22 protein-coding genes are annotated in these 23,799 nt (G+C 54.4%); 14 read left to right on the top strand and 8 right to left on the bottom strand.

Translation table 11 applies throughout. From position 1 onward, the window contains the following. Positions 1–27 precede the first annotated feature (27 nt). Entirely contained in the window at positions 28–1,557 is a 1,530-nt protein-coding gene (gene nuoM, locus AC5JPW_RS18930; RefSeq protein ID WP_494242665.1) for an NADH-quinone oxidoreductase subunit M, read from the top strand. 6 nt (positions 1,558–1,563) lie between these two features. Then, entirely contained in the window at positions 1,564–3,021 is a 1,458-nt protein-coding gene (gene nuoN / locus AC5JPW_RS18925; protein ID WP_494242664.1) for an NADH-quinone oxidoreductase subunit NuoN, read from the top strand. Between the two features lie 67 nt (positions 3,022–3,088). Here nuoN and AC5JPW_RS18920 read toward each other — a convergent pair whose 3' ends face one another. Beyond that, a complete protein-coding gene (locus AC5JPW_RS18920) occupies positions 3,089–4,114 on the bottom strand; it encodes a chemotaxis protein (protein ID WP_494242663.1) in 1,026 nt (341 codons plus the stop codon). Positions 4,115–4,191: 77 nt separating this feature from the next. Continuing rightward, positions 4,192–5,109, bottom strand: coding sequence for a ribonuclease Z (rnz, locus tag AC5JPW_RS18915; RefSeq protein ID WP_494242662.1), 918 nt, complete (start codon positions 5,107–5,109; stop codon positions 4,192–4,194). 72 nt (positions 5,110–5,181) lie between these two features. Between rnz and AC5JPW_RS18910 the strand changes: the two genes are divergently transcribed. The 9 genes from AC5JPW_RS18910 to AC5JPW_RS18870 all read left to right on the top strand — a co-directional run bounded on the left by AC5JPW_RS18910 (position 5,182) and on the right by AC5JPW_RS18870 (position 14,117). Beyond that, positions 5,182–5,643 carry a GNAT family N-acetyltransferase gene (locus AC5JPW_RS18910; protein WP_494242661.1) on the top strand — a complete coding sequence of 154 codons (462 nt, stop codon included), beginning with the start codon at positions 5,182–5,184 and terminating at the stop codon, positions 5,641–5,643. Between the two features lie 53 nt (positions 5,644–5,696). Beyond that, entirely contained in the window at positions 5,697–5,999 is a 303-nt protein-coding gene (elaB, locus tag AC5JPW_RS18905) for a stress response protein ElaB (RefSeq protein WP_494242660.1), read from the top strand. Positions 6,000–6,086: 87 nt separating this feature from the next. Beyond that, on the top strand, positions 6,087–7,385 hold the full coding sequence (gene menF, locus AC5JPW_RS18900) for an isochorismate synthase MenF (RefSeq protein WP_494242659.1): 1,299 nt from the start codon (positions 6,087–6,089) through the stop codon (positions 7,383–7,385). Positions 7,386–7,456: 71 nt separating this feature from the next. Then, complete coding sequence (gene menD, locus AC5JPW_RS18895) at positions 7,457–9,127, top strand: 2-succinyl-5-enolpyruvyl-6-hydroxy-3-cyclohexene-1-carboxylic-acid synthase (protein WP_494242658.1); 1,671 nt, start codon at positions 7,457–7,459, stop codon at positions 9,125–9,127. Next, entirely contained in the window at positions 9,124–9,900 is a 777-nt protein-coding gene (gene menH / locus AC5JPW_RS18890) for a 2-succinyl-6-hydroxy-2,4-cyclohexadiene-1-carboxylate synthase (RefSeq protein WP_494242657.1), read from the top strand. The genes menD and menH overlap by 4 nt, the downstream gene beginning before the upstream one ends. Continuing rightward, positions 9,897–10,754 (top strand): 1,4-dihydroxy-2-naphthoyl-CoA synthase, encoded by an 858-nt coding sequence (gene menB, locus AC5JPW_RS18885; protein WP_494242656.1) that lies wholly within the window; start codon positions 9,897–9,899, stop codon positions 10,752–10,754. The genes menH and menB overlap by 4 nt, the downstream gene beginning before the upstream one ends. Continuing rightward, on the top strand, positions 10,754–11,719 hold the full coding sequence (gene menC / locus AC5JPW_RS18880; protein ID WP_494242655.1) for an o-succinylbenzoate synthase: 966 nt from the start codon (positions 10,754–10,756) through the stop codon (positions 11,717–11,719). The genes menB and menC overlap by 1 nt, the downstream gene beginning before the upstream one ends. Then, positions 11,716–13,080, top strand: a complete 1,365-nt coding sequence (gene menE / locus AC5JPW_RS18875) for an o-succinylbenzoate--CoA ligase (RefSeq protein ID WP_494242654.1) — start codon at positions 11,716–11,718, stop codon at positions 13,078–13,080. Before menC ends, menE begins: the two co-directional genes overlap by 4 nt. 98 nt (positions 13,081–13,178) lie before the next feature. Then, entirely contained in the window at positions 13,179–14,117 is a 939-nt protein-coding gene (locus AC5JPW_RS18870) for an Rpn family recombination-promoting nuclease/putative transposase (RefSeq protein WP_494242653.1), read from the top strand. 19 nt (positions 14,118–14,136) lie between these two features. Here AC5JPW_RS18870 and nudI read toward each other — a convergent pair whose 3' ends face one another. Then, complete coding sequence (gene nudI, locus AC5JPW_RS18865) at positions 14,137–14,562, bottom strand: nucleoside triphosphatase NudI (protein WP_494242652.1); 426 nt, start codon at positions 14,560–14,562, stop codon at positions 14,137–14,139. A gap of 187 nt (positions 14,563–14,749) precedes the next feature. Between nudI and AC5JPW_RS18860 the strand changes: the two genes are divergently transcribed. Together AC5JPW_RS18860 and AC5JPW_RS18855 are read left to right on the top strand one after the other, a co-directional pair. After that, the gene (locus AC5JPW_RS18860) at positions 14,750–15,292 is read left to right on the top strand and encodes a YfaZ family outer membrane protein (RefSeq protein WP_494242651.1); all 543 of its coding nucleotides are present in this window, start codon (positions 14,750–14,752) and stop codon (positions 15,290–15,292) included. 97 nt (positions 15,293–15,389) lie between these two features. After that, positions 15,390–16,589 carry a nicotinamide mononucleotide deamidase-related protein YfaY gene (locus AC5JPW_RS18855; protein ID WP_494242650.1) on the top strand — a complete coding sequence of 400 codons (1,200 nt, stop codon included), beginning with the start codon at positions 15,390–15,392 and terminating at the stop codon, positions 16,587–16,589. A 37-nt stretch (positions 16,590–16,626) separates the two neighbouring features. Here AC5JPW_RS18855 and glpC read toward each other — a convergent pair whose 3' ends face one another. Genes glpC through glpA form a run of 3 tightly spaced genes read right to left on the bottom strand, consistent with a single transcriptional unit; the run spans position 16,627 to position 20,682 of the window. Further along, entirely contained in the window at positions 16,627–17,817 is a 1,191-nt protein-coding gene (gene glpC / locus AC5JPW_RS18850; protein ID WP_494242649.1) for an anaerobic glycerol-3-phosphate dehydrogenase subunit GlpC, read from the bottom strand. Further along, positions 17,814–19,070, bottom strand: coding sequence for a glycerol-3-phosphate dehydrogenase subunit GlpB (gene glpB, locus AC5JPW_RS18845; RefSeq protein ID WP_494242648.1), 1,257 nt, complete (start codon positions 19,068–19,070; stop codon positions 17,814–17,816). Before glpB ends, glpC begins: the two co-directional genes overlap by 4 nt. Continuing rightward, on the bottom strand, positions 19,060–20,682 hold the full coding sequence (glpA, locus tag AC5JPW_RS18840; RefSeq protein WP_494243871.1) for an anaerobic glycerol-3-phosphate dehydrogenase subunit A: 1,623 nt from the start codon (positions 20,680–20,682) through the stop codon (positions 19,060–19,062). The genes glpB and glpA overlap by 11 nt, the downstream gene beginning before the upstream one ends. Positions 20,683–20,957: 275 nt before the next feature. Here glpA and glpT point away from each other — a divergent pair, with 275 nt between their 5' ends. After that, entirely contained in the window at positions 20,958–22,310 is a 1,353-nt protein-coding gene (glpT, locus tag AC5JPW_RS18835; protein WP_494242647.1) for a glycerol-3-phosphate transporter, read from the top strand. A 30-nt stretch (positions 22,311–22,340) separates the two neighbouring features. Here the strand turns inward: glpT and yfaE are convergent, their stop codons facing one another. Beyond that, entirely contained in the window at positions 22,341–22,595 is a 255-nt protein-coding gene (gene yfaE / locus AC5JPW_RS18830; protein WP_494242646.1) for a class I ribonucleotide reductase maintenance protein YfaE, read from the bottom strand. Beyond that, positions 22,595–23,725 carry a class Ia ribonucleoside-diphosphate reductase subunit beta gene (nrdB, locus tag AC5JPW_RS18825; RefSeq protein ID WP_494242645.1) on the bottom strand — a complete coding sequence of 377 codons (1,131 nt, stop codon included), beginning with the start codon at positions 23,723–23,725 and terminating at the stop codon, positions 22,595–22,597. The genes yfaE and nrdB overlap by 1 nt, the downstream gene beginning before the upstream one ends. Between the last annotated feature and the right edge of the window lie 74 nt (positions 23,726–23,799).

The following is a 23,799-nucleotide window of genomic DNA, read 5'->3' as shown; positions in this document are numbered from 1 at the left end:
GAGTAAATATAAGGGACATACTTAGCTATGTTATTACCCTGGTTGATATTAATCCCCTTTATCGGTGGATTCCTCTGCTGGCAGACCGAACGCTTCGGCGTGAAGTTGCCGCGCTGGATCGCGCTGATTACCATGGGACTGACGCTGGCGCTTGGTCTGCAACTGTGGTTGCAGGGCGGCTATTCACTGACGCAATCTGCCGGTATCCCGCAGTGGCAGTCGGAGTTTTTACTCCCCTGGATCCCACGCTTTGGCATCAATATTCATTTAGCGCTGGACGGATTGTCCCTGCTGATGGTGGTGCTGACCGGTTTCCTTGGCGTGCTGGCGGTACTCTGCTCCTGGCGTGAAATTGAAAAATATCAGGGCTTCTTCCACCTGAACCTGATGTGGATCCTGGGCGGTGTTATCGGCGTGTTCCTCGCCATCGACCTGTTCCTGTTCTTCTTCTTCTGGGAAATGATGCTGGTGCCGATGTACTTCCTGATCGCACTCTGGGGCCACAAAGCCTCCGACGGGAAGACGCGTATTACTGCAGCCACCAAGTTCTTCATCTATACCCAGGCGAGTGGTCTGGTGATGCTGATTGCGATTCTGGGGCTGGTGTTTGTTCACCACAGCGCGACCGGCGTCTGGACCTTCGACTATCAGGACCTGCTGAAAACGCCAATGTCTTCCGGCGTGGAATATCTGCTGATGCTGGGCTTCTTCATCGCCTTTGCGGTGAAAATGCCAGTGGTTCCGCTGCACGGTTGGTTGCCGGATGCGCACTCACAGGCACCGACAGCCGGTTCTGTCGACCTGGCGGGCATCTTGCTGAAAACCGCCGCCTACGGTCTGCTGCGTTTCGCGCTGCCGTTGTTCCCGAACGCTTCGGCGGAGTTTGCGCCTATCGCGATGTGGCTGGGTGTGATTGGTATCTTCTACGGCGCGTGGATGGCATTCACTCAGTACGATATCAAACGTCTTATCGCGTATACCTCCGTTTCCCACATGGGCTTCGTACTGATTGCTATCTATACCGGCAGCCAGTTGGCTTATCAGGGTGCGGTTATCCAGATGATTGCACACGGTCTGTCCGCTGCCGGTCTCTTCATTCTGTGTGGTCAGTTGTACGAACGACTGCATACCCGTGATATGCGTATGATGGGTGGACTCTGGAGCAAGATTAAATGGCTGCCAGCCCTCTCCATGTTCTTTGCAGTCGCGACGCTGGGGATGCCGGGTACCGGTAACTTCGTTGGCGAATTTATGATTCTGTTCGGCAGCTACCAGGTCGTTCCGGTGATTACCGTTATCTCAACCTTTGGTCTGGTATTCGCATCTGTTTATTCACTGGCGATGCTGCATCGCGCTTACTTCGGTAAAGCGAAAAGCGAGCTGGCCAGTAAAGAGTTGCCAGGGATGTCACTGCGCGAGTTGCTGATGATTTTGTCGCTGGTTGTACTTCTGGTACTGCTTGGCTTCTATCCGCAGCCGATTCTGGATACTTCGCATTCCGCGATGAGCAATATCCAGCAGTGGTTTGTTAATTCTGTTTCTACTACAAGGCCGTAAATCGCCATGACAATAACTCCACAACACCTGATTGCGCTGCTGCCGCTGCTGATCGTCGGATTGACGGTGGTGGTTGTGATGCTCTCCATTGCGTGGCGACGCAACCATTTCCTGAATGCCACGCTTTCAGTGGTTGGCCTGAACGTCGCGTTAGTCTCCCTCTGGTTTGTTGGCCAGGCAGGAGCAATGGACGTCACGCCGCTGATGCGCGTTGATGGCTACGCCATGCTTTACACCGGGTTGGTACTGTTGGCGAGCCTCGCCACCTGTACCTTTGCTTATCCATGGCTGGAAGGCTACAACGACAACAAAGAAGAGTTCTATCTACTGGTGCTGATTGCCGCACTGGGTGGGATCCTGCTGGCCAATGCGAACCATATGGCCGCCTTGTTCCTTGGTATCGAGCTTATCTCTCTGCCGTTGTTTGGTCTGATTGGCTACGCGTTTCGTCAGAAACGTTCGCTGGAAGCGAGTATCAAGTACACCATCCTGTCAGCGGCGGCGTCTTCGTTCCTGCTGTTCGGTATGGCGCTGGTTTACGCGCAGTCCGGTAACCTGTCGTTTGTTGCGTTGGGCAAAAGCCTTGGCGGTACCGTGCTCCATGAACCGCTGCTGCTCATCGGTCTGGGTCTGATGATCGTTGGCCTGGGCTTCAAACTTTCACTGGTTCCGTTCCACTTGTGGACGCCAGACGTGTATCAGGGTGCTCCGGCCCCGGTTTCAACCTTCCTGGCGACGGCGAGCAAAATCGCTATCTTCGGTGTAGTGATGCGTCTGTTCCTCTACGCACCGGTCGGTGACAGTGAAGCCGTTCGCCTGGTATTGGGGCTTATCGCCTTCGTTTCCATTATCTTCGGGAACCTGATGGCGCTGAGCCAAACCAATATCAAGCGTCTGCTCGGTTACTCCTCTATCTCTCACCTCGGTTATCTGCTGGTGGCCCTGATTGCCCTGCAGAGCGGTGAGATGTCGATGGAAGCGGTGGGTGTCTATCTGGCCGGTTACCTGTTCAGCAGTCTCGGTGCGTTCGGTGTCGTGAGTCTGATGTCCAGCCCGTATCGTGGCCCGGATGCAGAATCACTCTACTCCTACCGTGGTCTGTTCTGGCACCGTCCGATTCTGGCTGCCGTGTTGACAGTGATGATGCTGTCGCTGGCCGGTATCCCGATGACGCTGGGCTTTATAGGTAAGTTCTACATTCTGGCGGTCGGTGTGCAGGCACACCTGTGGTGGTTGACCGGTGCCGTTGTTCTTGGCTCCGCAATTGGCCTCTACTACTACCTGCGTGTTGCCGTGAGCCTGTACCTGAATGCACCGCAACAGCTGACCCGCGATGCGCCATCTAACTGGCAGTACAGCGCCGGTGGTATCGTGGTGCTGATCTCCGCGTTGTTGGTGCTGCTGCTCGGTATCTATCCGCAGCCGCTCATCTCGTTGGTTACGCTGGCGACGCCGCTGATGTAAGGGTTCTGAGCCAATAAAAAACCGCCGAATTCGGCGGTTTTTTTATGCTCTGAAGACAGGTTGCAAACTATTTTGCCAGCAGCGGCTTCGACATGATTTGCTGACCACTTACCAGCGGTCCGCTGATGCGGCTCGCGGAACGCTCAAGCACTTCCTGAATCACCGACGACAGCTCATTGATTTCAAATTTGGCCACGTAGCCGTCAGCCTGCACTTTACGCACATGGTCTTCGTTAGCGCTACCGGATAGCGAAGAGTGAATCACCACCGGGATCTGCTTCAGGCGCGGATCGCTTTTGATCAAACGCGTCAGGGTGAAACCGTCCATTTCCGGCATCTCAAGATCAGTCAGCACCATTGAGATCTTATCGCTGATAGGCACACCTTCGGCATCGGCCTGCTTGCTCAGCACCTGAATGCGTTCCCAGGCATCTTTACCCGTGATGTGCATGGTGTTCGGGATTTGCATCGCCTGCAGACCTTTGTCGAGCATGGCGCGCGCCACTTTCGAGTCTTCCGCCACAATCGCCACAGCACCGGGTTTGATATTGAACTTCTTGTCAGGAATGTGGTTACCGTGCAGGTCATGATCCGCCGGGGAGATATCGTAAAGAATCTGCTCAACGTCCAGTACCATAGCCAGGTTATTACTGTCTTTATCTTCATCCAGACAGGCAATACTGGTGATGTACTGACCGTTAATGGCCTTCTCCGCCGTGTGAACCTGTTTCCAGTCCAGACGGATGATGTTCTCAACGGATTCCACTGCGAATGCCTGGATGCTGCGGGCGTACTCAGTAATCAACAAAATGTTGAGGCCCGTTTCGGGTTTGCAGCCTGCAACGGCAGCGAGATCGATAACCGGGATTACCTGATCGCGAATATTTACCATGCCCATCAATGGCGGTTTCATCCCGGCAGGACGGGTGAAGGTCGGCATAGGCACAATTTCGCGCAATTTAAATACGTTTATGCCGAAAAGCTCTGACTTCGCATCATTCTGTGAGGCACCAAGTCTGAACAGCAATAACTCGAAACGGTTCGACAGGGTAAGATTCGCCCTGTCATCAATATCTTTCTGGAAATTATCCATCGTGCCCTCAATGTGAAGTGCCTGCGTTAAAACTGTTATCGGCACATTGCGCAAAAAGTAGAGTGCGCAATATCACATCACAAAGGAACAATATGAAAATCTTCTGCGAGCAGGGTTTTCGGGAAGATTGCCTGGCATTCGGCGAGTAGCTGGCGACTCCCTGCTTCATCGTAACGTGAACTGAGATGGGTAATGATCAGTTGACTGGCACCAGCATCGAATGCCAGTTGCGCTGCCTGACGCGAAGAGCTGTGTCCGCGGCTATTGGCTTTCTCTTCCATTGCCTGCTCAAGGGTAGCTTCGTGCACCATGAGATCGACATCGCGAGCCAGCGCATGTGCTGAAGGGCAGGGGGCGGTATCGCCAAAAATGGCCAGTTTCTTTCCGGGCTCTGCCGGAGCAAGAAAGTTGACACCGTTGATGATGCGGCCATCACTCAGGGTGACGGTTTCGCCATTTTTGAGTTTCTGGAACAAAGGGCCGGGCGTCACGCCTTGGGCAATCAACGCCTGTGCATCCAGGGCACCGGGTTTATCGTGCTCCTCAATACGATAGCCGTAGCATTCAACAGGGTGATTGAGCGCGTGTGCCGTCACTTTGCGTATACCGTCATCCATTATCAGTCCTTCGCTAATTTCTTCGACCGTTAGCGGGTAATCGGTCCAGGATCCGCTTAGTCGCAGCGCGGTATCGACAAACTCCTTCACGCCCTTTGGCCCGTAAATCGTCAGCGGCTGAAGATTACCCGCCATCGAACGACTGCACAGCAGCCCTGGCAGCCCGAACAGATGATCCCCATGCAGATGGGTAATGAATATTTTGTCCAGCTTACCGGGGTTGAACGCCGTTCTTAACATTTGATGTTGCGTGCCTTCACCGCAGTCGAACAGCCATAGCCCGGCCTGGGTGGGGTGCTGAAGACTCAATAAAATAGCCGTGACGTTACGGGTGCGAGTGGGTACGCCAGCAGATGTGCCTAAAAAAATCAGTTCCACGGGGTAAGACGTCCTTTGCGTTTAAAGCGAATGTTTTAGTATAACGAGGTCACACATAATAAGGAGCACAACATGATTCGCTGGCAGGACCTGCACCACTCTGAATTAACCGTTGCGGAACTTTATGCGCTGCTGAAATTACGCTGCGAAGTATTTGTCGTCGAACAAACCTGCCCCTATCTGGATGTTGACGGTGATGACCTCGTTGGCGATAACCGACACCTGCTTGGCTGGAAAGAGGATCAACTGGTGGCGTATGCGAGGATTCTGAAAAGTGATGATGATCTGGAGCCAGTAGTGATAGGGCGAGTGATTGTGAGCAACGCCGTTCGCGGTGAAAAACTGGGGTTTGCGCTGATGGAACGGGCGGTAGATTCTAGCCTGCAACACTGGCCGCAGCACGCATTGTATCTGGGGGCGCAGGCTCATCTACAACAATTCTACGGGCGTTTCGGTTTTGTTGCTGTTACCGAAATCTACGATGAAGATGGCATCCCACACGTCGGAATGGCACGGGAAGCCCATCAGGCGTAACCCGTAAGATTGTCTATAGTTTAGCGGACAGGTTCATAACATGGAGATAACTGATGTCTAATCAATTTTATGATTCACGTATCGATGACGACCTGGCTTTGCTGAGCGAAACGCTGGAAGAAGTCCTGCGCTCATCCGGTGACCCTGCAGATCAGAAGTATATTGAGTTGAAGGCACGTGCGGAGCAAGCGCTGAACGAAGTGAAACACCGCATCAGCAACGCGTCGGATACCTATTACTACCGGGCGAAAAAAGCGGTGTATCGTGCCGATGATTACGTGCATGAAAACCCCTGGCATGGCATTGGCGTAGGTGCTTCTGTCGGTCTGGTGTTAGGCCTGCTGCTGCGCCGTTAAACAAAAAATCCCCTCCCTCAACGGGGGTACTGCTATTTATGGCATACACCCCGTATAATATGCGGTTTTTAACAGGGAGGGGGTTGCGTGCATTCTATTTCTGTTGCGCTGGAACACTTGTTCGAAAAACTATCAGGCGATTTTGCGCATTCGCCAGGCCTGCTTATCTTTGATGTTCCCTTCGCCCTGAATGATGCCTTCGACCCGCTCACCTGGATGGCGAGTCAGTCCTGTTTTCCGCAATTTTACTGGCAACAGCGTAGCGGTGAAGATGAAGCTGCCGCACTGGGCGCACTGCAACAATTTTCCTCTTTGCCATTGGCTCAGCAGTTCCTGCGTGAATACCCTGAATACAATCTGCGCGTCTATGGTTTGAATGCTTTCACGCCTGAACATGGGGCACTGTTTTTACCGCGGCTGGAATGGCGTCGTGATGGTGGACAGGCCACCCTTCGGCTGATTGTCCTGAGCGATAGCTCTCTGTATAACGACGCACAATGCGCCAAAGATTTTCTCTCTTCGCTGGTCAGCACGAAAACCCTTCCTGACCTCCACCAACCGCTGCTTGAACAATCTCATACGCCTGACAAGCGCGGATGGGAACGGCTCGTTACACAGGCGACCGAATCGATTGCACGTGGTGAGATGGAGAAAGTCGTGCTGGCTCGCACCACGGATCACCGTTTCTACCGACCCGTTAATGCCGCCTCATTGATGGCAGCCAGCCGCCGTTTGAACCATCATTGTTTCCACTTCTATATGGCGTTTAATGAGCAGCAGGCCTTTTTAGGTTCGACTCCGGAACGCTTGTGGCGTCGGCGGGGAACGGCACTGCGCACCGAAGCGCTGGCCGGGACGGTTGCCGGTCATCAGGATGACCTTAAAGCGCAAGCGCTCGGAGAATGGTTAATGGCAGACGACAAAAACCAGCGCGAGAATATGCTGGTGGTGGAGGATATCTGCCAGCGATTGCAGCGCGTAGTGGCGTCATTGGATGTACTGCCGCCGCAGATTGTACGACTGCGTAAGGTACAGCATCTGCGCCGCTGCATCTGGACGGAACTGGAAAATGAAGATGATGCACAGTGCCTGTCACTGCTCCAACCTACAGCGGCCGTTGCCGGGTTACCGCGTCAGATCGCTCGTGAGTTCATTCAACAGGCAGAGCCTTTTGAACGTGAATGGTATGCCGGTTCGGCCGGGCATCTCTCCTTACGCGAAAGTGAATTTTGCGTTGCACTACGTTGTGCAAAGATAAGCGGTGATAATGTTCGATTGTATGCGGGGGCGGGAATTGTGGCAGGTTCCGACCCGGCACAAGAGTGGCAGGAGATCGAAAATAAGGCGGCAGGATTGCGATCTTTATTATTAATGTCGCACGCATAACCGACCCATATCAAAAATCTATTGTTTTCGATTCTTTATACTGAACCGCATTATTGATACCGGACAAATTTATGTCAGTGAGTGCCTTTAACCGACGCTGGGCTGCGGTGATCCTCGAAGCCTTAACGCGCCATGGCGTGCGCCATGTTTGTATTGCCCCTGGCTCCCGTTCTACGCCTTTGACCCTGGCGGCGGCTGAGAATCCAGCGTTTATTCGCCATACACACTTTGATGAGCGTGGATTAGGGCATCTTGCACTCGGGCTTGCGAAAGCGAGCAGCTCCCCAGTCGCCGTGATTGTGACCTCCGGAACGGCGGTGGCAAACCTCTACCCGGCGCTGATTGAAGCCAGCCTGACCGGTGAAAGATTAATTCTGCTTACGGCTGACAGGCCGCCCGAGTTAATAGACTGCGGCGCGAATCAGGCGATTCGCCAGCCCGGTATTTTTTCTACCCATCCCTCACAGTCTCTGGCCTTACCCCGTCCCTCGCAGGACATTCCTGCCCGTTGGTTGATTTCAGCAATTGATAACCTGGTGGGTTCATCCCTTGTCGGTGCAGTGCACATCAACTGTCCGTTTGCTGAACCGCTGTACGGCGAAATGGATGAAACGGGTCTTAGCTGGCAACAGGCTCCGGGAGAATGGTGGCAGGATGATAAACCCTGGCTGCGCGAAGATTTGCAAACCGGCAGCGCTGCCCAGCGTGACTGGTTTTTCTGGCGGCAAAAGCGGGGGGTGGTTGTCGCCGGCCGCATGAGCGCGGCTGAAGGTAAGCTGGCCGCTGCCTGGGCTAAAACCCTCGGCTGGCCGTTAATCGGTGATGTACTGTCCCAGACCGGTCAGCCGCTGCCGTGCGCCGATTTGTGGCTGGGTAATGCGCGTGCCGTGACCGAACTTCAGCAGGCACAAATTGTAGTGCAACTGGGGGGGAGCCTGACAAGCAAACGTCTGTTGCAGTGGCAGGCAACCTGCGAGCCTGAAGAGTACTGGCTGGTTGACCTGATGCCGGGGCGGTTGGATCCAGCGCATCACCGTGGTCGTCGATTGACGTCACGCATTGCTGATTGGCTCGCTGCACATCCTGCAGAAGTAAGCCCCCCCTGGTGTGTTGAACTCCCGCGGTTATCAGCGCAGGCCTGGGAAGCGGTGGCCGAGCGCCGGGAATATTTCGGTGAAGCGCAACTGGCGCATCGTCTGGCAACTTATTTACCGGACCAGGGGCAGTTATTCCTCGGTAACAGCCTGGTGGTCCGTCTTGTTGACGCATTGGGGAAAATTCCGGCGGGTTATCCGGTTTACAGCAACCGTGGGGCCAGCGGCATTGACGGCCTTATCTCAACGGCTGCGGGGGTGCAGCGCGGCAGTGCGAGACCCACGCTGGCTCTGGTGGGCGATCTCTCAGCCCTTTATGACCTCAACGCGCTGGCCTTGCTGCGCCAGGTGTCGGCCCCGTTTGTGCTCATTGTGGTGAACAACAATGGCGGGCAAATTTTCTCTCTGCTACCGACGCCGCAAAGTGAGCGCGAACAATTTTATCTGATGCCGCAGCATGTGCGTTTTGAGCACGCGGCGGCTATGTTTGGGCTGAAATATCACAGCCCAACCAACTGGCAGGAACTCGACGCGGCATTATCAAAAGCCTGGAGCCGACCGGGCACCACGGTGATTGAACTGGTGGTGAACGATACGGATGGCGCGCAAACGCTACAAAGCCTGTTGGCGCAGGTCAGCCAGTTTTGATGCTTCATGCGCAGGTTGAAAACGCCCATGCCTCCGGGCCGTGGTTGGTTTTTCTGCACGGCTTCTCTGGCGATAGCCGCGAGTGGCAGGAGGTAGGTGAACGATTTGCTGATTACCCGCGTCTTTATGTCGATTTGCCAGGGCATGGCGGTTCAGCCGATGTCGTGGTGACGACATTTGCACACCTGCGTGATCTACTGTTCAGTACCTTAAATAGTTACAACATACTTAGATTCTGGCTGGTCGGGTATTCGCTTGGCGGCAGGGTGGCGATGGATTTTGCCTGCCAGCACCCCGCAGGGTTATGCGGACTGGTGGTGGAAGGGGGGCATCCTGGGTTGGTTGATGAGAGTGAACGTGATTCACGCATGATTTCCGACCAACGCTGGGCAGACAGATTCCGTACTGAGTCATTAAGCACAGTGTTTGCCGACTGGTATCAGCAGCCTGTATTTGCCTCACTCTTGCCAGAGCAACGTCGCGCTCTGGTCGAGCTACGCGGCCAGAATAACGGCAAAGCGCTGGCGTCCATGCTGGAAGCCACTTCCCTGGCGGTACAGCCTGATTTCCGGGATGCGCTGCGACAATGTACGTTTCCTGTTCATTATTTATGTGGTGAGTTTGACAGCAAGTTCCGTGCTCTGGCGACAGAGGTTGCCGCACGTTGTCATCTCATTGTTGCTGCCGGACATAACGCGCACCGGGATAATCCCGATGCTGTAGCCGCTTGTCTGGCTCAAATTCTGCGTCTCGATATAAAGGGCAAACTATGATCTATCCTGATGAAACCATGCTTTATGCGCCGATTGACTGGCAGGACTGTTCTGAGGGTTTTAACGACATTCGTTATCACAAATCCAAAGACGGCATTGCAAAAATCACCATTAATCGTCCGGAAGTGCGTAATGCGTTTCGTCCGTTAACCGTCAAAGAGATGATTCAGGCGCTGTCCGATGCGCGCTATGATGATGATATCGGGGTGATTATTCTGACTGGCGAAGGTGAAAAAGCCTTCTGCTCCGGCGGCGACCAGAAAGTGCGTGGCGACTACGGCGGATACAAAGATGATTCCGGTGTTCACCACCTGAACGTGCTCGATTTTCAGCGTCAGATCCGCACCTGTCCAAAACCCGTGATTGCTGCTGTTGCGGGCTACTCTATCGGTGGTGGTCACGTACTGCACATGATGTGCGACCTGACCATTGCTGCTGAAAACGCAATTTTCGGCCAGACTGGCCCGAAAGTCGGCTCCTTCGACGGCGGCTGGGGCGCGTCTTATATGGCTCGTATTGTCGGGCAGAAAAAAGCCCGCGAAATCTGGTTCCTCTGCCGTCAGTACGATGCGAAAGAAGCACTGGATATGGGCCTGGTCAACACCGTGGTCCCGGTGGCTGAACTGGAACGTGAAACCGTACGCTGGTGTCGCGAAATGCTGCAAAACAGCCCGATGGCGCTGCGCTGCCTGAAAGCGGCTCTGAATGCCGATTGCGATGGGCAGGCTGGTCTGCAGGAACTGGCAGGTAATGCCACCATGCTGTTCTACATGACGGAAGAAGGGCAAGAAGGCCGCAACGCGTTCAACGAAAAACGCCAGCCTGACTTCAGTAAATTTAAACGGAATCCATAATGCGCAGTGTGCAGGTTTACCGCTGGCAGATTCCAATGGACGCGGGTGTGGTGCTGCGTGAGCAGAGACTGAAAACCCGCGACGGACTGTTCGTGCATTTACAGGACGCCGAACGTGAAGGCTGGGGCGAAATTTCACCCCTGCCGGGATTCAGCCATGAATCGCTTGAAGAGGCAACGGTGGCAGCCCTGAGCTGGGCTAAGGCCTGGCAACAAGGGCATGAGCCTGGACTCCCCGGGTTGCCATCTGCCGATTTTGGTCTTAGCTGTGCGCTAGCGGAACTGCACAATACCTTGCCGCAGGCGGCGAATTACCGCGCTGCGATGCTCTGTACTGGCGATCCGGATGAGTTGTTTGTTGCCCTTGCCGCCATGCCTGGTGAAAAAGTGGCAAAAATGAAGGTGGGGTTGTACGAAGCGGTGCGTGACGGGATGGTGGTCAATCTTATGCTGGAAGCCATCCCGGATTTGCGGCTTCGTCTTGATGCTAACCGCGCCTGGACGCCGCTCAAAGCGCAGCAATTCGCCAAATACATCAATCCGGCCTATCGCAGCCGTATTGCTTTTCTTGAAGAACCTTGCAAGACCCGCGAGGAATCAAGCGCTTTCGCTCTCGAAACGGGTATTGCTATCGCCTGGGACGAAAGTTTACGTGATGAGGGCTTCGTCTTCGAAGCGCAGGAGGGCGTGCGTGCCGTGGTCATTAAGCCAACCCTGACCGGAAGCCTGGAGAAGGTGCAGGCGCAGGTTGCCGCGGCCAGAGCATCAGGACTTGAGGTGGTCATCAGTTCTTCTATTGAGTCGAGTCTTGGGCTGACGCAGCTTGCACGCATTGCTGCCTGGTTGACACCAGAGAGTATTCCTGGCCTCGACACGCTTAATCTTATGCAAGCGCAGTTGCTGCGCCGCTGGCCGGGTTCTCAGTTGCCTTGCCTGCAGATTGATGCGCTGGAGCCGTTGTTATGATCTTCAGCGACTGGCCATGGCGTCACTGGCGTGATGTGCGCGGCGAAACGACGGCGCTGCGTTTACATAGTGAGGCGCTAAGCTGGCGTGATCTGTGCGCGCGTATTGATGCGCTGGCCAGTGGATTTCGCGCCCAGGGTGTAGGACCCGGTGAAGGGGTGATGCTGCGTGGCAAAAACCATCCTCATACCTTGCTAGCCTGGCTGGCACTGCTGCAGTGCGGTGTGCGTGTGCTACCGGTCAACCCGCAGCTTCCTTCTTCTTTGCTTGATGAACTCCTTCCTTCACTGACGCTGCAATTCGCAGTGAATCTTGCAGATGACGCGCAGCATGCCGGGCTGAAGGCGCTTGAACTTTGTGAAGCTACCGGGGTGTACGATGCGGGCTGGCAGCCAGAGCGTCTGGCGTCGATGACCCTGACATCGGGCTCGACAGGGTTGCCAAAAGCGGCAGTACACACCTGTGCTGCGCACCTTGCCAGCGCGCAAGGGGTGTTGTCTCTGATCCCGTTTATGTCCGAGGATGACTGGTTGCTGTCGCTGCCGTTGTTCCATGTTTCCGGGCAGGGGATACTCTGGCGCTGGCTGCTGGCAGGCGCAAAATTAACGGTCTCCGATAAACCTCTGGCGGCCGCGTTGCAGGGCTGCACCCATGCGTCGCTGGTGCCGACGCAGCTTTGGCGCTTGCTTAACGAGGGAGAATCCATCTCTCTCAAAGCAGTGCTACTGGGTGGCGCGTCAATTCCCGTTGACCTGACGAATCATGCCAGAGAGCGGGGTATCAGTACCTGGTGCGGGTATGGGCTGACAGAGTTTGCTTCAACCGTTTGTGCCAAAGCCGCGGATGGTGAGCCGGATGTCGGTTTTGCGCTACCCGGACGAGAGGTTCGCATTGTTGACGGTGAAGTCTGGCTGCGTGCGACCAGCCTGGCCTGCGGTTACTGGCGTAATGGCATGCTGCATCCACTGGTGAATGACAGTGGCTGGTTTGCCACTCGCGATCGCGGAGTGCTTGCTGGCGATTGTCTGACTATCCTCGGACGACTGGATAATCTGTTTTTCAGTGGTGGAGAGGGTATTCAGCCTGAAGAAGTGGAACGCGTTATCGCCGGGCATCCTGACGTCCGGCAAGTCTTCGTGGCGCCGATTGACGATCGTGAATTTGGTCAACGGCCGGTTGCCATCGTGGAGGGTCATGATGTGCTCAACATCAGTGAGCTTGAAGCCTGGGCGCGTCAGAAACTGGCCCGTTTTCAACAACCCGTGGCGTGGTTAGCGATGCCGGAACATCTCTCCCAGGGCGGCATTAAAATTTCCCGACGTGCGCTGCAGGAGTGGGTCGCGACACAGGCTGGCAGATGATTTTTTGCGCGTCGCTTTCCAGTCTATAAGTGCTGCTCTGTCAGCTTATCAGGTCAGTGTTAGTCTCCCTGAACAGTATTCCGTTTTCAGGGACGAAGATGAAACACCGCTCAGGGATGTCAGTGCATGATGCACTTTTCAAACGATTTCTCACCCATAAAGAGACCGCACAGGACTTTCTGTCTATCCATTTACCAGCCCATCTGCGGGAACACTGTGACCTCGACACGTTAAAGCTGGAATCCGGAAGTTTCGTGGATGACGACCTGCGAGCCTGTTATTCAGATGTTTTGTACTCTTTACGGATGCGTGACAAACCTGCGTACCTGTATGCGTTGATAGAACATCAAAGTTCTCCGGACAGGCATATGGCTTTTCGACTAATGCGTTACTCGGTGGCGGCTATGCAGCGTCATCTTGATGTGGGGAATACGCCACTGCCTTTGGTCATTCCCATCCTTTTTTACCATGGACGTGTGAGTCCTTATCCCTGGTCGTTATGCTGGCTGGATGAATTTGACGATCCTGCACTTGCTGGTCTGCTTTACAACGCAGCGTTCCCAATCGTCGACGTGACGGTGATACCCGACGAGCAGATTCTGGAGCATCGGCGTGTTGCATTACTGGAGTTGCTGCAAAAGCATATCCGCCAGCGGGATTTGAGCCTCGTTCTGGACAAACTGGTCACCACTTTGTCGCTGGGATACACTACCGCTCAGCAATTGCACACCGCCATGCATTATCTGATCAGCACCGGAAACACACCCACGCCAGTTGATTTTCTACGCCAACTGGCCCTGCGAACTCCGCAACATAAGGACACGTTGATGACCATTGCAGAACATCTGGAAGAACTGGGAAGACGTAAAGGTTTTCGTCAGGGGAAAAAGGAAGGCCTTAATGTCGGGCTAAAAGAGGGGCAAAAGGCAGAGGCGTTACGCATTGCCAGCCACATGCTAAGCAGCGGGTTTGATAAGGCGCTGGTGCTGCAAATAACCGGTTTAAGCGACGAGGATGTGGCGCACTTTCAGCATTGAGTGCGCCAGATGCCATGTTTTAGAGCAGACCTTTAAGCGCCAGGGTTCGGCGGGTGGCAACGTTCAAATCGTAGTGAGCCAACTCTGCTGGTTTTACCCACGCGTAAGCCTGAAACTCTTCGTTGATAGTGACATCGCGGTTGGTGCTGGTGCAGTCGAAAATCAGGTAAATCATATAGATTTCTTCTTTGCTGCCATCAGCATACGTCTTCACTCGTATGTCATCACTGAACGTCCAGGGCGTGATGGTTTCCAGAACCAACTTATCGCCTAACTCCTCCCGAACTTCCCGACGCAGCGCTTCTTCTATGCGTTCACCCGGTTCAACGCCGCCGCCAGAAAGAGCCCATTGTCCCGGAAAAACACCCCGATCATCGGCCATTTTGCAAAGCAGATAGCTGCCGTCGTTTTGAATCAGTGGGCATACAATTGTCCTTTGACGCATCGCTTAATCCTTACTTGTATGAGGGATTTGTTTATACCACTATCTTGTTGAAGATGCAGTTCATACCGTGAATGCTTTAAAAAGCGACAATTGGTGTAACAAATCATTTTTAGTTCACTCTTCACAAAAAAAAAGATCGTACAATCATCGACTTTGATTGTTGGATACTTTTGCGCGGAATATGGAAATGAAAAAGATTGCTTTTATGGGCGTTGCAGCTCTGATTCTGGCCTCTGCCGGTGCGAATGCAGTGAGTCTTAGCGGTCAGGTTGGTGAGCACTACACTAATATGGGTGTCGGTATGGGTACCGAAACCAGTGGCGTGGCGCTGAGTGGCAACTGGGCGCACAGTGATGACGACGGTGACATCGTGGGCCTGGGTCTGGGTTATAACATTCCCCTGGGGCCGTTTATGGGCACCGTTGGCGGCAAAGGAGTCTACCTTAACCCTAATTCAGGCAGCGAAGGTTACGCACTGGCAGTGGGTGGCGGTCTGGGCTGGCAGGTCAGCGATAGCTTCCGCGTATTCGGTGAGTACTACTACTCCCCGGACTCCCTTTCCAGCGGCGTGGAAAATTACAAAGAAGCCAATGCAGGTGCGCGTTTCACTATTTTCCGCCCACTCAGTGTTGAAGCCGGTTACCGTTATGTTGATATGACTGGTAAAGATGGCAAACGTGACAACACCGTAGCGGACGGCCCGTACGTGGGTGTGAACGCCAGCTTCTGATTGTTCTCTCCGGCGCGGCACCCGTCGCGCCAGTTTCTTACCTCCTTTCATCCTCTCATGCGGTATAGTGTTTTGACCTCTATTGCTGGAGAAAATAATGTTAAACGTGGAGATGCTGTCAACCGGCGATGAAGTGCTGCATGGACAAATTGTCGATACTAACGCAGCCTGGCTGGCAGATTTTTTCTTTAATCAGGGACTACCGTTAACCCGTCGCAATACCGTTGGGGACAACCTGAATGACTTGATCGCCATTTTGCGCGAACGCAGTGAACACTGCGATATTCTGATCGTCAACGGGGGCCTGGGCCCGACCAGTGATGACCTCAGTGCACTTGCCGCCGCAACCGCAAAAGGCGAAGAACTCGTCTTACACGAAGAGTGGCTCGCCCAAATGGAGCGCTTTTTTAGCGAACGCGGACGCGTCATGGCACCGAGCAACCGCAAACAGGCTGAAATTCCTGCGAGCGCCGAGCTGGTCGATAACCCGGTAGGGACTGCCTGTGGCTTTGCCGTGCAGCTTAACCGCTGCCTGATGTTCTTCACGCCAGGCGTTCCTTCTGAATTCAAAGTGATGGTTGAGAAGGAGATCCTGCCGCGTCTTCGTGCACGCTTTACGCTGCCGGAACCGCCGGTTTGCCTGCGATTGACCACCTTTGGCCGTTCTGAAAGCGATCTTGCACAAAACCTGGCGCATCTGACATTGCCGGAAGGTGTGGTGATGGGTTACCGCTCATCCATGCCGATTATTGAGCTTAAGCTCACTGGCCCTGCAGAACACAAGCAGGCGATGGAAGCAATCTGGCCTGAAGTTCAGCGGGTTGCAGGTGAAAGCCTCATTTTTGAAGGCACGGTTGGTCTGCCCGCTCTGCTTGCTCAACGACTACGTGAGCGCCAGCTCAGCCTGACGCTGAGTGAACAATTTACGGGTGGTCTGGTCGCATTGCAGCTTTCACGAGCTGGCGCACCGTTACTGGTTAGTGAAGTGTTACCGTCGCAGGACGAAGCCCTGTTACAGGCAGCACGTTGGGCAGCGGGTCTGCGCAATCGTCACCTGGCTGGGCTGGCGTTAACGGTCACGGGGCTTGAAGAAGAGTATTTGAATTTTGCGCTGGCGACGCCGGAAGGCACCCATGCCTTGCGCGTCAAATTTAACACTAACCGACATAGCCTGGCTGTACGTCAGGATGTGTGCGCCATGATGGCGCTGAACATTTTACGTCGTTGGTTGAACGACCAGGATGTTGCCAGCGACCACGGCTGGATCAACGTTGTTGAATCACTGTTCATCGAGTAATGTCATGCCCTCCCTGCCTCGGGAGGGCATTGCTGACTTACCGTAGTGCCTGCGCCAGGAGAGTAAAGGGATGTTCACAGCGTTTGCTGGTGGACATCTCAATTTGCCATTTACAGGTTTCGCAATCGCAAATGACCAGGTCTGCACCGCTCTCTTCGATCTGGCGGAATAGCGGCTCCCCGATAGCCTGTGACGTCGGGTAGTTCTCACTCTTAAAGCCATAGGTGCCTGCGATGCCACAACAGCGAGAATCCAGTACAGTCAACTCCAGCCCCGGAATACGTCGCAGAAGGTCGAGGGTGTAATGCGTCCAGCCCATTTTCTCCATGTGGCAGGGGGTGTGATAGACCACTTTTAGCGGCAGTTCGCGCAAAGGCAATTCAGCACCTTCAGCCAGTTTGCGCCACACCCAGCGGGTAGCCAGATCGATGTGCTGACGCAGGTGACGGTTGTCGACATCCAGCAAATGTGGGTATTCGTCTCTCAGCGTAAAGGTGCAGGTGGTCGAGGTGGCGATGACCTGCAGCCCATCTTCATTCACCCGTTGCTCAATGGCCTGCAGGTTGAACTCGGCCTGTTTTTTGGCTTTCTCGACATAGCCGTTGGCGATAAGCGGCACACCGCAGCATTTTTCCTTGTCCAGCAACTGCACGCCGATGCCCATGGCATTGAGCACCTTGAGCATGTCTTTGCCCAGTTGTGGGTTGTTGTAATTCACATAGCAACCATGAAAAAACGCCACCTGCTGGGTAAAATTTTTCTGTTGTTCAGCAACGGAACGATACCAGCGGCGGAACGTGCCACTTGAATATTTCGGCAGAGTGCGACGATGGTCTATTTTCAGTGCTGCGTCCAGCAACTGACGTACGGGCTTGAGCCCGGTTGCGGCGTTGACCAGCGGGGCAAAAGGCGTTGAAAGTGAACCCATCAAATCGGTATGACTGAGGATAGCATTGCGTAATGAGCGAGTATGTGGGGCGTACTGTGCTTTGGCGCGCTGGATAATATCACCAATTTTGACTCCTGAGGGGCAGGCCGTTTCGCAGCGTTTGCAGTTGGTGCAGTATTTCAGCGCCTCGTCGAACAATGCCGGATCTTTAAGTCGCAGACGTTCCCCATCTGGCCCCGATTGTTTTGGGCCTGGATAGTTGGGGTTAACGGCACTGACCGGGCAGACAGTGGTGCAGGCCGTGCATTTAATGCAGCTTTCAAACTGGGTTGTCGTCATTTCATCTCTCCTGACGCGCAAATCTGATCGGCAGCAAACAGTGCCGTTGTGGCACTGACACCACCACCACACCCATGCGCGATGGCGTCAAAACCACCAAGTACAGAACCGATGACGTACAGATTCTCTATATTTTCTCCGCCGCGTTGCGCGCGAAGTTTCTCGTCGGTTATCACGCCAAACTGCTGCCATGGCTGAGCATCGAAGACATCATCCCGGTACCAATGTTCACGTCCCTCACTCTGCAGTACATCCAGGCCAAATACGGTTTCGCGCACGCGTGTGCGTTCGGCGATCAACCCATTGCTGAAAAAACTACCGCTGGCGAGGACCACATGATCTGGCGTTAACGGAATGTCTTCGTGCTTGCGGGTCCAGAGCTTCGTCACTCGTCCCGTGTCAATATCGGCATTAATGACCTCGTCTCCCGGCATCCAGGTGCCACCACTGCGAACAAAACGTTGCTGTAAAAGGTACTGCATACGCGTGCCGGGTACAGAGGGGGGCAGGGTAGGGAGCAAGAAAACAGGGCAGGAGAGTTTCTGATTGAGTTGCTCGAAAACTTCACAGTTCTCCAGGCCAAAACAGGCAGGAACATAGAGCATATCGTAGCTGCGACTCAGCGGCAGGAGGGCGCGGTAGAGCTCAGAAAAGTTATCCGGTTTGTCCAGTAAACGGGCGATGTTCACCGCCCGGAATTCACTCGGGTTGTCGCGCAGTTTGTCCAGTACCGGTAATTCAATCTCTTCAGCGGTGGCGTTTATGCCGCGTTTTCGCAATGAGGCCGCGGCCAGGGGGGGCTGGAAGTCCAGAAAACCGCTAATGCCGACGACGCCGATGGTCCGACTGGCATCAGGTCTGAGTGGAATCTCTATTGGGCTAAGCCACGCACGCCTGAAGGTACCCAGAGGGGTGACGCGCTGATGAGGCGTATCTACATCCCCTTGCAACGCCAGGCCGCAATCGGCCAGTAAGGTCTGGGTCAGTGTGGCGTAATGACGGACGCGTTTTGCTCCAAGCAGAGCATAAGGATGTGGGCTGTTCATGGCCTGCAAGGCTTCAATGCCCGCTGCAAGGTTTGTTACGGGCTCGCCACCGGGCAGATGCGAGAGTAGGTCGAGTGAACCAGAAGAGAAACTGAGTGCACTCTGTCCGCGGCTGATAATGGCGCAGTGCTGACCCTGCTCCTGAAGACGGATCCCACACAGTAATCCCGCCAGGCCACCGCCAATAATGACCGTATCAAATTTCATCGGTTGACTCCTTTTCCAGTCCACACAGTCCCTGATAGACCCAACGAGTGAATTCACTTTCTCGCAGTGCATCGCCCCAGGCGATGGGTTTCACCCCTTTCCAGCGTTCATTGAGGAAGGCCGATAGCTGGTCGATAGACTGCGTCTCGCTGGTGACCCGCAGACTGGCGAGCAGCCCGGCGGCACGGCAGGCACATAATTCTCCCTGGCAGGTCCCCATTCCCACACGGGTGCGGCGACGTAAATCCAGCAGCGACGTCACATTGAGATTTTCCACGGCATACTGCACCTCACCGGCCGTTACCGCCTCGCACTCGCAGACCAGGCTACGGTTGTGGCGATGGCTCCCCAGCCAGTCCGGAGTGCGATCGCCATGGCGATAGACTGCGGAACCACGTAGTGGCACGGGCAGAGAGATAATTTTTTGCAGCGTCTGTTCCGTAGGTTGTTGAGAACCCGGTAATGGGGTTGTGGCGGTGGTGCAGGTCGCGCTGTTATTCAGCTTGCGGCAGACCGCATCGGTCGCCCATTCCGCCATCAGACGGTAGGTCATCAGTTTACCGCCGGTGATGGTGATAAACCCTTCCATACCGTCACGCTCTGCATGATCGAGTAGCACGATGCCCCGGCTGACGTTTCGCCCGGTTGGGTCGTCGTCGCTGGCGACTAATGGTCGCACACCGGCATAGGCGCGCAGGATGCGTGTTTTTGCCATCCGTGGTGCCAGTTTCTCCCCTTCACGCAACAAAATGTCGACCTCTTCGGGGGTGACTCGGGTGTTGTCTATGTCGTTGTAATCAATGTGGGTGGATGTGGTGCCTATCAGTGAAATGGTGTCCCCAGGCACCAGAATGTCGGCGTCGGCAGGTTTGCGGCAGCGGTTAATCACATGCTGGTTGATGCGACTCTCCAGGATGAGCAGTGCGCCTTTTGCCGGGAACATGCGGATGCGCAAATCGGCATATTCGGCAATGTGCTGTCCCCAGATCCCGGCGGCATTCACCACCACGGGGGCATGTAATGTATAGACTTCGTGAGACTGAGGGTGACGAAGTTGCACCCCGGTCACTCTGTCACCGTGACGAACCAGACCACAGACTTCATGGCCGGTCAGGATAACCGCGCCGTGTTCACGCGCATCAAGCATATTACTGGCGGTTAAGCGGAAGGGATCGACAGTGCCGTCAGGTACGCGTACCGCGCCAATCAGTGCCGGATTGACGCTGGGCTCAATGCGTAGCGCCTCGGCAGGTGTGATGGCTTGCGCATTGATTCCTGCTTTCTGGCAGGCATCAATAAAGTGTTGCTGATATGCCATGTCATCCTCCGGCAAGGTAATAAACAGCCCGCCGGTGGGTTCAATACAGTGCCTGGCAATACGCTTGAGGATCTGGTTTTCAGCAATACATTCTCGCGCCGATTCGTTATCGGTCACCGCATAACGCGCGCCGCTGTGCAGTAAGCCGTGATTGCGGCCCGTCGCCCCGGTGGCAATATCATGCCGTTCAACCAGTGCGACGCGTAGCCCTCGTAGCGAACAGTCGCGGGCAATCCCGGCCCCGGTTGCACCACCGCCAATAATGATGACATCGAAGTCATTCGCATTGCTCATCGTCACGTCCTTCCACAGCGAAATCATTTTCATCATTTAGCCACACTGTCACTGTGGTTTGTTTGATATCGCGCATATTCGAACAAAAAACGAAAATTGAAAGCCTGTTTGATGCGTGAAATTGGAGCTTTGTCATAATTCTGTAACATAAACTGCGACAGTTGGTTCTTTCTTATTAGACTTTCCTTAATATTGCGGCCAAAGAAACACACTGTAGTTTCGTTTTCACTCATGACAGCCATAAATCATGAGAAATACACGCCACGGAGGCTAACATGCTGAGTATTTTTCGACCCGAAGCGCATCGGGACCGCGTTCCACCCGAACAGATTGACCCGTTGTACCGCCGCCTTCGCTGGCAGATTTTCTTTGGCATTTTCTTCGGTTATGCCGCGTACTACCTGGTGCGCAAGAACTTTGCTCTGGCTATGCCCTACCTGGTGGAGCAAGGGTTCTCACGTGGTGATTTGGGCTTTGCGTTGTCCGGCATTTCTATTGCCTACGGGTTTTCGAAATTCATCATGGGCTCGGTGTCGGATCGCTCGAATCCGCGCGTATTTCTTCCGGCTGGCCTGATCCTTGCGGCGGCAGTGATGCTGTTTATGGGGTTTGTGCCCTGGGCGACCTCCAGTATTGCCGTGATGTTTGTGCTGCTGTTTTTATGTGGTTGGTTCCAGGGGATGGGTTGGCCGCCATGCGGGCGTACGATGGTGCACTGGTGGTCGCAAAAAGAACGCGGCGGTATCGTGTCAGTCTGGAACTGCGCGCACAACGTGGGGGGCGGTATTCCTCCACTGCTGTTCTTGTTGGGGATGGCCTGGTTTAATGACTGGCGTGCGGCGCTGTATATGCCTGCATTCGGGGCGATCGTGGTGGCACTGTTTGCTTTCGCGATGATGCGCGATACACCGCAGTCCTGCGGCTTGCCGCCGATTGAAGAGTACAAAAATGACTATCCGGATGATTACAGCGACAAGGCAGAAGAGGAGTTAACGGCGAAGCAAATCTTCATGCAGTACGTCTTCCCGAACCGTCTGCTGTGGTACATCGCCATTGCTAACGTCTTCGTTTACCTGCTGCGTTACGGCATTCTGGACTGGTCACCGACCTACCTGAAAGAGGTGAAACACTTTGCGCTGGATAAATCCTCCTGGGCTTACTTCCTGTATGAGTATGCCGGGATCCCTGGCACCTTAATTTGCGGCTGGATGTCGGATAAAGTCTTCAGAGGCAACCGTGGTGCGACCGGTGTGTTCTTCATGACGCTGGTGACTATCGCCACCGTGGTGTACTGGTTGAACCCGGCGGGTAATCCCGGCGTCGATATGGCCTGTATGATTGTTATCGGCTTCCTGATTTACGGTCCGGTCATGCTGATTGGCCTGCACGCACTTGAACTGGCGCCGAAAAAAGCCGCCGGAACAGCAGCGGGCTTTACCGGCTTGTTCGGCTATCTGGGCGGATCTGTCGCAGCCAGCGCCATCGTCGGTTACACGGTCGATTTCTTCGGCTGGGACGGCGGCTTTATGGTGATGATCGGTGGCAGTATTCTGGCGGTGCTACTGCTGATTGTGGTGATGATTGGCGAACGCAAACATCATGCGGAAGTGGCGGCGAAGCGTCAGTAAGACAATAAAAAAGGGCCGTAAGGCCCTTTTTTACATCTCAATCTCGATATCGCCTTTTGCTCTGCAGCAGCAGGGCAAAATCTCATCGGGCTGAATAAACGCCAGTGGCTCGGTCAGCCAGTCCACCTGGCCTGAGACCAGACGGCAACGACAGGAGCCGCAATAGCCTTCGCGGCACTGGTACTCCACCGTCACACGGTGTGATTCAAGCGCCGCCAGCAGAGAAGGGTGCTCTTCCTGGCACAACAGCTGTGTGCCAGTCAGACGCAAGGTTACGCGAGTCATCAGAGCTGGAAGTTGCTCAGATCGTCAGTATCGACTTCAGCATCGATCTGACCGACCAGGTAGGAGCTGACTTCTACTTCCTGCGGTGCAACCTGCACGTTGTCAGACACCAGCCAGGTATTGATCCACGGAATCGGGTTAGAGCGGGTCTGGAACGGTAAGTCCAGGCCAACCGCCTGCATGCGGATGTTGGTGATGTACTCGATGTACTGCCACAGGATGTCTTTGTTCAGACCGATCATGGAGCCGTCACGGAACAGATACTCTGCCCACTCTTTCTCCTGCACCGCTGCCAGAACAAACAGGTCATAGCACTCTTGTTTGCACTCTTCGGCAATTTCCGCCATCTCCGGGTCATCCACACCGGAACGCAGCAGGTTCAGCATGTGCTGAGTGCCGGTCAGGTGCAGGGCTTCGTCGCGGGCAATCAGACGAATAATTTTGGCATTGCCTTCCATCAGTTCGCGCTCGGCGAATGCAAAGGAACAGGCAAAGCTGACATAGAAGCGAATGGCTTCCAGCGCGTTAACGCTCATCAGGCACAGGTACAGCTGCTTTTTAAGCGCACGCAGATTAACGGTAACGGTTTTGCCGTTAACTGTGTGCGTGCCTTCGCCCAGCAGATGCCAATAGCTGGTCATCTCAATCAGCGAATCGTAGTAGTGGGCAATACCTTCCGCACGTTTCTGGATCTGTTCATTGGTGACGATGTCGTCAAACACGATGGACGGATCGTTAACGATGTTACGGATGATGTGCGTGTAAGAGCGGGAGTGGATCGTTTCAGAGAACGCCCAGGTTTCCACCCAGGTTTCCAGCTCAGGAATCGAGATCAGCGGCAGCAGCGCGACGTTCGGGCTACGACCCTGAATAGAATCCAGCAGCGTCTGGTATTTCAGGTTGCTGATGAAGATATGTTTTTCGTGTTCCGGCAATGCCTGGTAATCGATGCGGTCGCGGGAAACGTCCACTTCTTCCGGACGCCAGAAAAAGGAGAGTTGCTTTTCAATCAGCTTTTCGAAGATGTCATATTTTTGCTGATCGTAGCGCGCCACGTTCACCGGCTGACCGAAGAACATTGGCTCCAGCAGCTGGTTATTTTTCGTCTGTGAAAAAGTGGTATAGGCCATTCGATGTGAGTCCTGTTATTGATTGTTCCCCTCACCCCAACCCTCTCCCCGAAGGGGCGAGGGAGAAGACCGCT

It is taken from the genome of Phytobacter sp., assembly GCF_059074235.1.
The sequence above is the reverse complement of the archived record's forward strand: the minus strand, read 5'-3'. Positions and strand labels throughout refer to the sequence as shown.

What these genes read in the sequence shown, in the direction of transcription:
- yfaE (WP_494242646.1), bottom strand. Translation starts at nt 22,595, where the DNA reads ATGACTCGCGTAACCTTGCGTCTGACTGGCACACAGCTGTTGTGCCAG.
- nuoN (WP_494242664.1), top strand. Translation starts at nt 1,564, where the DNA reads ATGACAATAACTCCACAACACCTGATTGCGCTGCTGCCGCTGCTGATC.
- nrdB (WP_494242645.1), bottom strand. Translation starts at nt 23,725, where the DNA reads ATGGCCTATACCACTTTTTCACAGACGAAAAATAACCAGCTGCTGGAG.
- glpB (WP_494242648.1), bottom strand. Translation starts at nt 19,070, where the DNA reads ATGAAATTTGATACGGTCATTATTGGCGGTGGCCTGGCGGGATTACTG.
- glpC (WP_494242649.1), bottom strand. Translation starts at nt 17,817, where the DNA reads ATGACGACAACCCAGTTTGAAAGCTGCATTAAATGCACGGCCTGCACC.
- glpT (WP_494242647.1), top strand. Translation starts at nt 20,958, where the DNA reads ATGCTGAGTATTTTTCGACCCGAAGCGCATCGGGACCGCGTTCCACCC.
- menB (WP_494242656.1), top strand. Translation starts at nt 9,897, where the DNA reads ATGATCTATCCTGATGAAACCATGCTTTATGCGCCGATTGACTGGCAG.
- nudI (WP_494242652.1), bottom strand. Translation starts at nt 14,562, where the DNA reads ATGCGTCAAAGGACAATTGTATGCCCACTGATTCAAAACGACGGCAGC.
- glpA (WP_494243871.1), bottom strand. Translation starts at nt 20,682, where the DNA reads ATGAGCAATGCGAATGACTTCGATGTCATCATTATTGGCGGTGGTGCA.
- nuoM (WP_494242665.1), top strand. Translation starts at nt 28, where the DNA reads ATGTTATTACCCTGGTTGATATTAATCCCCTTTATCGGTGGATTCCTC.
- AC5JPW_RS18870 (WP_494242653.1), top strand. Translation starts at nt 13,179, where the DNA reads ATGAAACACCGCTCAGGGATGTCAGTGCATGATGCACTTTTCAAACGA.
- menD (WP_494242658.1), top strand. Translation starts at nt 7,457, where the DNA reads ATGTCAGTGAGTGCCTTTAACCGACGCTGGGCTGCGGTGATCCTCGAA.
- AC5JPW_RS18860 (WP_494242651.1), top strand. Translation starts at nt 14,750, where the DNA reads ATGAAAAAGATTGCTTTTATGGGCGTTGCAGCTCTGATTCTGGCCTCT.
- AC5JPW_RS18855 (WP_494242650.1), top strand. Translation starts at nt 15,390, where the DNA reads ATGTTAAACGTGGAGATGCTGTCAACCGGCGATGAAGTGCTGCATGGA.
- AC5JPW_RS18910 (WP_494242661.1), top strand. Translation starts at nt 5,182, where the DNA reads ATGATTCGCTGGCAGGACCTGCACCACTCTGAATTAACCGTTGCGGAA.
- AC5JPW_RS18920 (WP_494242663.1), bottom strand. Translation starts at nt 4,114, where the DNA reads ATGGATAATTTCCAGAAAGATATTGATGACAGGGCGAATCTTACCCTG.
- menE (WP_494242654.1), top strand. Translation starts at nt 11,716, where the DNA reads ATGATCTTCAGCGACTGGCCATGGCGTCACTGGCGTGATGTGCGCGGC.
- menC (WP_494242655.1), top strand. Translation starts at nt 10,754, where the DNA reads ATGCGCAGTGTGCAGGTTTACCGCTGGCAGATTCCAATGGACGCGGGT.
- elaB (WP_494242660.1), top strand. Translation starts at nt 5,697, where the DNA reads ATGTCTAATCAATTTTATGATTCACGTATCGATGACGACCTGGCTTTG.